At 69.4% G+C, this 6,606-nt stretch carries 9 protein-coding genes and 1 riboswitch; of the genes, 8 read left to right on the top strand and 1 reads right to left on the bottom strand.

Going from position 1 to position 6,606, the window contains the following annotated elements; translation table 11 throughout:
- Nucleotides 1-498: ROK family protein (locus tag JHN63_RS52940; RefSeq protein ID WP_234477595.1), on the top strand; the 498-nt coding region annotated here is incomplete at its 5' end.
- A gap of 58 nt (nucleotides 499-556) precedes the next feature.
- Here the strand turns inward: JHN63_RS52940 and JHN63_RS23960 are convergent.
- Nucleotides 557-1,255, bottom strand: a complete 699-nt coding sequence (locus tag JHN63_RS23960) for a sigma-70 family RNA polymerase sigma factor (protein WP_200683824.1) — start codon at nucleotides 1,253-1,255, stop codon at nucleotides 557-559.
- A gap of 261 nt (nucleotides 1,256-1,516) precedes the next feature.
- Nucleotides 1,517-1,650, top strand: a riboswitch (FMN riboswitch).
- A gap of 149 nt (nucleotides 1,651-1,799) precedes the next feature.
- Between JHN63_RS23960 and JHN63_RS23955 the strand changes: the two genes are divergently transcribed.
- From JHN63_RS23955 to JHN63_RS23925, 7 genes are all read left to right on the top strand, one after another.
- Entirely contained in the window at nucleotides 1,800-2,402 is a 603-nt protein-coding gene (locus JHN63_RS23955; RefSeq protein WP_200683822.1) for a riboflavin synthase, read from the top strand.
- Nucleotides 2,399-3,043 carry a nicotinamide riboside transporter PnuC gene (gene pnuC / locus JHN63_RS23950; RefSeq protein WP_200683820.1) on the top strand — a complete coding sequence of 215 codons (645 nt, stop codon included), beginning with the start codon at nucleotides 2,399-2,401 and terminating at the stop codon, nucleotides 3,041-3,043. The genes JHN63_RS23955 and pnuC overlap by 4 nt, the downstream gene beginning before the upstream one ends.
- Nucleotides 3,040-4,329, top strand: coding sequence for a bifunctional 3,4-dihydroxy-2-butanone-4-phosphate synthase/GTP cyclohydrolase II (locus JHN63_RS23945; RefSeq protein WP_200683818.1), 1,290 nt, complete (start codon nucleotides 3,040-3,042; stop codon nucleotides 4,327-4,329). Before pnuC ends, JHN63_RS23945 begins: the two co-directional genes overlap by 4 nt.
- Nucleotides 4,330-4,365: 36 nt before the next feature.
- Nucleotides 4,366-4,851 (top strand): 6,7-dimethyl-8-ribityllumazine synthase, encoded by a 486-nt coding sequence (gene ribH, locus JHN63_RS23940; RefSeq protein ID WP_019059681.1) that lies wholly within the window; start codon nucleotides 4,366-4,368, stop codon nucleotides 4,849-4,851.
- 34 nt (nucleotides 4,852-4,885) lie between these two features.
- A complete protein-coding gene (locus tag JHN63_RS23935; protein ID WP_018534786.1) occupies nucleotides 4,886-5,158 on the top strand; it encodes a phosphoribosyl-ATP diphosphatase in 273 nt (90 codons plus the stop codon).
- Between the two features lie 59 nt (nucleotides 5,159-5,217).
- Complete coding sequence (gene hisG, locus JHN63_RS23930; RefSeq protein WP_200683816.1) at nucleotides 5,218-6,075, top strand: ATP phosphoribosyltransferase; 858 nt, start codon at nucleotides 5,218-5,220, stop codon at nucleotides 6,073-6,075.
- A gap of 62 nt (nucleotides 6,076-6,137) precedes the next feature.
- Entirely contained in the window at nucleotides 6,138-6,581 is a 444-nt protein-coding gene (locus JHN63_RS23925; protein WP_200683814.1) for a PH domain-containing protein, read from the top strand.
- Nucleotides 6,582-6,606 lie beyond the last annotated feature (25 nt).

The raw sequence follows: 6,606 nt of genomic DNA, 5'->3' as shown, positions 1-6,606 counted from the left end.
GACGGTGTTGTCGGGGATGCCTCTGCTGGTGCCGGGCAGGTCGAGCGGGCCGTGCGGGCCAGGGATGCGGAGGCTGGAACTGGTGGAGCGGGCGGCGCAGTTGGGGCACCGGGCGACACCAGGACCGGCAGTTCCAGCCCCAACCCCGGGCCCACCGACGCCAGTCAATCGCCCCCCGCGCGAGACACAACCCCCCGCGGCGACCCCCGACTCACCACCGACACCGCTCCCGCGGCCCGCTTCCTGGACACCCTCGCCGATCGTCTCGCCCTCGGTGTCGCCTCCGTCGTCGCGCTGCTGGACCCCGGTTGCGTGGTGCTCGGCGGCGAGGTCGGCCAGGCCGGCGGGGACGAACTCGCCGTACGGGTCGCCGAGCGGATCGTCAGGATGTCCCCCCTCCCCGCAGAGGTACGCCCGAGCGCCCTCGGCGGCGCGGCCGTCCTGCGCGGGGCACTCCTGACCGCACAGGACAGCGCACGGAACGACCTGTTCGGCTAGCCGACGGGGCACCCCGCGAGGTCGTCAACTCCCGTGCGCCGGCTGCTTCTTGACGGCCCTACACTCCCGCCAGCTGCCCCCGGACAAACCCCAGCTTCTCCGGGTTCACCACGGGGTGGCGGGCCGCGTTGGCCCTGCCGCCGCCGTCGGCCCACCAGGTCGCGTCGGTGGCCAGGACCTTCTCCAGGGTGGTCAGGTCGCCTTCGCGGGCCGCGGTGATGAACGACGCGACCAGCTCCTCCTGGTGCTCGGGCTCGGCGTCGAAGCGGGAGTCTGGTTCGCCCACCCGTTGGACCGCTCGCCGGTACAGCTGGCGGGAGTTGGCCTCGGTGAGGTCCAGGACGCCGGCGATCTCGCGGTGGCCGTAGGCGAACGCCTCCCGGAGCACGTACACCGCGCGCTCGGCCGGGGTGAGGCGCTCCAGCAGGACCAGCATCGCCATGGACACGGCGTCCCGCTGCTCGGCCGACTCGAAGGGGCCGAGGGTGCCGTCCGCGGTGATCACGGGCTCCGGCAGCCAGGTGCCGACGTACTGCTCGCGGCGGACCCTGGCCGAGGTCAGCCGGGTGAGGGAGAGATTGGTGACGACCTTCGCCAGCCAGGCCCCGGGATACTCGATCTCGGTCCGCTCGGCCGCGTCGAACCGCAGATACGCGTCCTGGACCGTGTCCTCCGCCTCGGCGGCGGAACCGAGCAGGCGATAGGCCAGGCCGAACAACCGCGGCCGATGCGCCTCGAACTCGTCGGCGATCGTCATGCGTCCAGCCTGACAGAAGCCGGGCCGCCCACCACCGCAGGGGGCTGCCCGCTGAGTGGCCCGGCGGTGGGCAAGGGCCGTCGTCACCACCGCCGGACCGGTCCAGGAGTGTCCCCTCCGGAGATCCAAAAAGGACTAGACCATATGATTCAGCAGGTAGGGGCCGCTTGAGAAGTCCATCGACACCGTCTGTGAGCCAGCCCACACCATTCACCTGGATGGACCCTTGCCGGGCGTGGCACACTGGCCGTGTACCAGAAGCAGCGCACTCCGGGGTCGGTGAAAGTCCGAACCGGCGGTTACAGTCCGCGACCCGTCCGTGTAGTTCAGCGGCCGGTTGACCAGGTGGAATTCCTGGACCGACGGTTAAAGTCCGGATGGGAGGCAGTGCGCGGCGGGCGGGCATTCGTGCGCGCCGCCGTATCGGCTCGTCCTGCGTGGGCGGGTTCTGTCCGGCGTCGCCCTCGGTGCTTCCGTTCGTTTCATTCTGTCGTCTTCGACAGGCCCCGGAGTCCGTGCCCTATGAGGCAGGAGGACCCGGGAAGTGTTCACCGGAATCGTCGAAGAGCTGGGTGAGGTCACCGCCGTCGAGAGTCTCGACGACGCGTCCCGCTTTCGTCTGCGCGGCCCCATCGTCACCGAGGGCGCGAAGCACGGCGACTCCATCGCCGTGAACGGCGTCTGTCTCACCGTCGTCGAGCACGAGGGTGACGAGTTCACCGCCGACGTCATGGCCGAGACCCTGAACCGCTCCAGCCTCGGCGTCCTCGCCGTCGGCTCCCGCGTCAACCTCGAACGCCCGATGGCCCTCGGCGCCCGCCTCGGCGGCCACATCGTGCAGGGCCATGTCGACGGCACCGGCGCCGTGCTGGAGCGCAAGCCGTCCGAGAACTGGGAGCTCGTCAAGATCTCCCTCCCGGCCGACCTCACGCGCTACGTCGTCGAGAAGGGCTCCATCACCGTCGACGGCATCAGCCTCACCGTCGTCGACGCGGGCCCCGACTACTTCACGGTCAGCCTCATCCCCACCACCCTCGACCTGACCACCCTCGGCCTCAAGCAGCCCGGCGACCCGGTCAACCTCGAGGTCGACGTCATCGCCAAGTACGTGGAGCGGCTGATGGGTTCACGCGAGGTGACCCCGTGAACTGGCTCAACTCCGAGGCGTTCGTCCTGTTCGACCAGCACATCAAGTGGTCGGACATGATCGGCAACGTCGTCGGCCTGATCGCCCTGGCCTTCGGCTGGCGGCGCTCGATCTGGAGCTGGCCCACCCAGTTCGTCTCCGGCGTGATCCTGTTCGCCGCCTTCGCCACCGCCCACCTCTCCGGCAGTGCCGGCAAGCAGATCGTGGTCATGGTCGTCGCGGTCTACGGCTGGTGGCAGTGGAACCGCGGCAAGGGCGAGTCCGGCGACGGCCACATCACCCCCCGCTTCGCCACCTGGCGCGAGCGCGCGATCCTGGTCGGCGCGGCCGCCGTGGGAACGGTCGCGGTGGCCGCCCTCTTCAAGGCGTACCCCTCGCTCTCCTGGGACCCGTGGCCCGACGCCTACATCTTCGTCGGCACGATCGTCGCGATGTACGCCCAGGCCCGCGGCATGGTCGAGTTCTGGTTCGCCTGGCTCCTCGTCGACCTCGTCGGCGTCCCCCTCAACTTCGCCAACGGCTTCGCCTTCTCCGGCTTCGTCTACGTCATCTACGGCGCACTCGTCCTGTGGGGCATGCGCGACTGGTGGCTGCGCTCCCGCAAGGCCCCGCAGCCCGTCCTGGAAGGAGCGCCGGCATGACAGCGGCACCGATCCTGTACAGCACCGACGGTTTCGAGGACTTCTCGCTCGACCCGGTCGAGCAGGCCATCGCCGACATCGCGGCCGGCCGCCCGGTCGTGGTCGTCGACGACGAGGACCGCGAGAACGAGGGCGACCTCGTCATCGCCGCCGAGAAGGCCACCCCCGAGATCATCGCCTTCATGATGAGCGAGTGCCGTGGCCTCATCTGCGCCCCCATGGAGGGCGAAGAGCTGGACCGGCTCCGGCTCCCGCAGATGGTCGAGGACAACACCGAGTCCATGAAAACCGCGTTCACAGTCTCCGTGGACGCATCCGGCGTTCACGGTGTGACCACCGGTATCTCGGCCTCCGACCGCGCGACCACGCTTCAGGTCCTCGCGAGCGGCAGCGCCCATGCCGACGACCTGGTCCGCCCCGGCCACATCTTCCCGCTGCGCGCCCGCTCCGGCGGCGTGCTGGTCCGCAACGGCCACACCGAGGCCGCCGTCGACCTCGCCCGCCTCGCTGGGCTGCGCCCGGCCGGCGCGATCGTCGAGATCGCGGGTGAGGACGGCCGTATGCTCCGCCTCCCCGAGCTGATCCCCTTCGCCCGCAAGCACGGCCTCACGATCATCTCCATCGAGGACCTGATCGCCTACCGGCAGACCGCCGAACCCACGGTCCGCCGCGAGGCCGAGGTCCAACTCCCGACCCGCCACGGCCAGTTCACCGCCTACGGCTACCGCTCCACCGTCGACGGCGTCGAGCACGTCGCCCTCGTCCACGGCGAGATCGGCGACGGCGAGGACGTCCTGGTCCGCGTCCACTCCGAGTGCCTCACCGGCGACGTCTTCCACTCCCTGCGCTGCGACTGCGGCCCCCAGCTGGAGGCCTCCCTGGAGCGCATCCAGGAGGAGGGCAGGGGAGTGGTGGTCTACCTGCGCGGACACGAGGGGCGCGGCATCGGCCTGCTCTCCAAGCTCCGGGCGTACGAACTCCAGGAGCGCGGCCGGGACACCCTCGACGCCAACCTCGAACTCGGCCTGCCCGCCGACGCCCGGGACTACGGCGCCGGCGCGCAGATCCTGGAGGACCTCGGCGTCCACAGCCTGCGCCTGATGACCAACAACCCCGACAAGACCGACGCGCTCGTCCGGCACGGCCTCAAGGTCACCGGCCGGGAGCCGATGCCAGTGACAGCGGGCGAGCACAACCTCCGCTACCTGCGCACCAAGCGGGACCGCATGGGCCACGACCTGCCCTGGCTGGACGCGGCCCCCGTGTCCACCTGCGGCAACCAGTAACCAGACCTCTACCAGACCTCTAGGAGACAAGAGAACGTGAGCGGCAAGGGCGCACCCGAACTGTCCGTACGCAACGTCGGAGACCTGCGGGTCGCCGTCATCGCGGCACAGTGGCACGAAAAGGTGATGGACGGTCTGGTGGACGGCGCCCTGCGCGCCCTGCACGACCTGGGGATCGACGAGCCGACCCTGCTGAGGGTCCCCGGCAGCTGGGAACTCCCGGTCGTGGCAAAGGTGTTGGCGGGCCGGGGCTACGACGCGATCGTCGCCCTCGGCGTCGTCATCCGGGGCGGCACCCCGCACTTCGAGTACGTGTGCCAGGGCGTGGTCCAGGGCCTCACTCAAGTCTCGGTCGAGACCGGCGTCCCCGTCGGCATGGGCGTCCTGACCTGCGACACCGAGGAGCAGGCCCTCGACCGGGCCGGCCTGGAGGGCTCGAACGAGGACAAGGGACACGAGGCGGTGACGGCGGCCGTGGCGACGGCGGCCACGCTCCGCTCAGTATCTGAACCGTGGCGTTAAGCCCACGATTGTTTGCCATAGGGTGGACAGCATCATGTCCAATAAGACGTTCGAGGAGCTGTTCACCGAGCTCCAGCAGAAGGCCGCCACGGGCGACCCCGCCACTTCCCGCACCGCAGAGCTGGTCGGCAAGGGCGTCCATGCCATCGGCAAGAAGGTCGTGGAAGAGGCCGCCGAAGTCTGGATGGCCGCCGAGTACGAGGGCAAGGAGGCGGCCGCCGAGGAGATCTCGCAGCTGCTCTACCACGTCCAGGTGATGATGGTCGCCCGCGGAATCTCGCTGGACGACGTCTACGCCCACCTGTAAAACCCCTTTAGAACCGTTTCCGACAGTTCACCCCTTTTCACGCGAAGGAAGCCGACCTCATGCTGCGCATCGCCGTCCCCAACAAGGGTTCCCTGTCAGGACCTGCGGCGGACATGCTGCATGAGGCCGGCTACCAGCAGCGCCGGGAGTCCAAGGAACTGCGGATCGTCGACCCGGTCAACGAGGTCGAGTTCTTCTACCTCCGCCCCCGCGACATCGCGATCTACGTCTCCTCCGGCCGCCTCGACATCGGCATCACCGGCCGCGACCTGCTGATCGACTCCGGCGCGAGCGCCGAGCCGATCCTGCCGCTCGGCTTCGCCCGCTCCACGTTCCGCTTCGCCTCCAAGCCGGGCGCCGCGAGCACCCTCGCGGACCTCAAGGGCAAGACGGTCGCCACCTCGTACGAGGGCATCGTCGCCAAGTACCTCGCGGACAACGGCGTGGACGCCTCCGTCGTCCACCTCGACGGCGCCGTGGAAACCGCCATCGAACTCGGTGTCGCCGAGGTCATCGCGGACGTCGTCGAGACCGGAACGTCCTTGCGCAACGCGGGACTCGAGGTCTTCGGCGACCCGATCATGAAGTCCGAGGCCGTCGTCATCCGCCGCACGGGCGCCGAGACCGACGACACCGTCGAGCCCAAGGTCCAGCAGTTCCTGCGCCGCCTCCAGGGCGTCCTGGTCGCGCGGACGTACGTGATGATGGACTACGACTGCCGGGTCGAGCAGTTGGAGAAGGCCGTCGCGCTCACCCCCGGCCTGGAGTCCCCGACCGTCTCCCCGCTGCACAACGAGGGCTGGGTCGCCGTCCGCGCGATGGTCCCCGCCAAGGAAGCGCAGCGGATCATGGACGACCTGTACGACATCGGTGCCCGGGCCATCCTGACGACGGCCATCCACGCCTGCCGTCTCTGAGGAACACGTCCGGGAACACGCCAAGGATCACGTCGAGGAACAGGCCGAGGATCACGCCGACCATGTCCGAACTCCCCGCCCTGCCGGTCACGTTCCGGCCGGGCCGCACCCGGGCCGTCCTGCTCACCGCGGGCATCGCGATCTTCGTCGTCATCACGACCGTCGCACTGCTCCTGGAACAGCTCGGCCCGGGGGAGAAGCTCAGCTTCGTCTTCACCGGTGCCCTTCTCTTCGCCGTGCTGGCGCTGCTCGCGCGCGTGAAGGTCGTCGCTGACGAGACCGGTGTCACCGTCGTGAACATCGCCAGCAGGCGCCATCTGGAGTGGGCGGAGATCCTCCAGGTGAATCTGCGGCCCGGCGACCCCTGGGTCTTCCTCAACCTCAGCGACGGCACCAGCCTCCCCGTGCTCGGCATCCAGCCGGGCATCGCCAAGGAGCGGGCCATCGCCGACGCGCGCACTCTGCGGGCGCTCGCCGAGGACCGGTCCCAGAGGGATCTGCCGTAGATGGCCATGTCTTGATTAATCTGTT

It is taken from the genome of Streptomyces sp. MBT65, from assembly GCF_016612545.1.
In the GTDB taxonomy this organism is placed as follows: domain Bacteria; phylum Actinomycetota; class Actinomycetes; order Streptomycetales; family Streptomycetaceae; genus Streptomyces.
The sequence above is the reverse complement of the archived record's forward strand: the minus strand, read 5'-3'. Positions and strand labels throughout refer to the sequence as shown.

Coding starts and splice junctions, on each gene's coding strand:
- JHN63_RS23945 (WP_200683818.1), top strand. CDS start 3,040: ATGACAGCGGCACCGATCCTGTACAGCACCGACGGTTTCGAGGACTTC.
- JHN63_RS23925 (WP_200683814.1), top strand. CDS start 6,138: ATGTCCGAACTCCCCGCCCTGCCGGTCACGTTCCGGCCGGGCCGCACC.
- JHN63_RS23935 (WP_018534786.1), top strand. CDS start 4,886: ATGTCCAATAAGACGTTCGAGGAGCTGTTCACCGAGCTCCAGCAGAAG.
- hisG (WP_200683816.1), top strand. CDS start 5,218: ATGCTGCGCATCGCCGTCCCCAACAAGGGTTCCCTGTCAGGACCTGCG.
- JHN63_RS23960 (WP_200683824.1), bottom strand. CDS start 1,255: ATGACGATCGCCGACGAGTTCGAGGCGCATCGGCCGCGGTTGTTCGGC.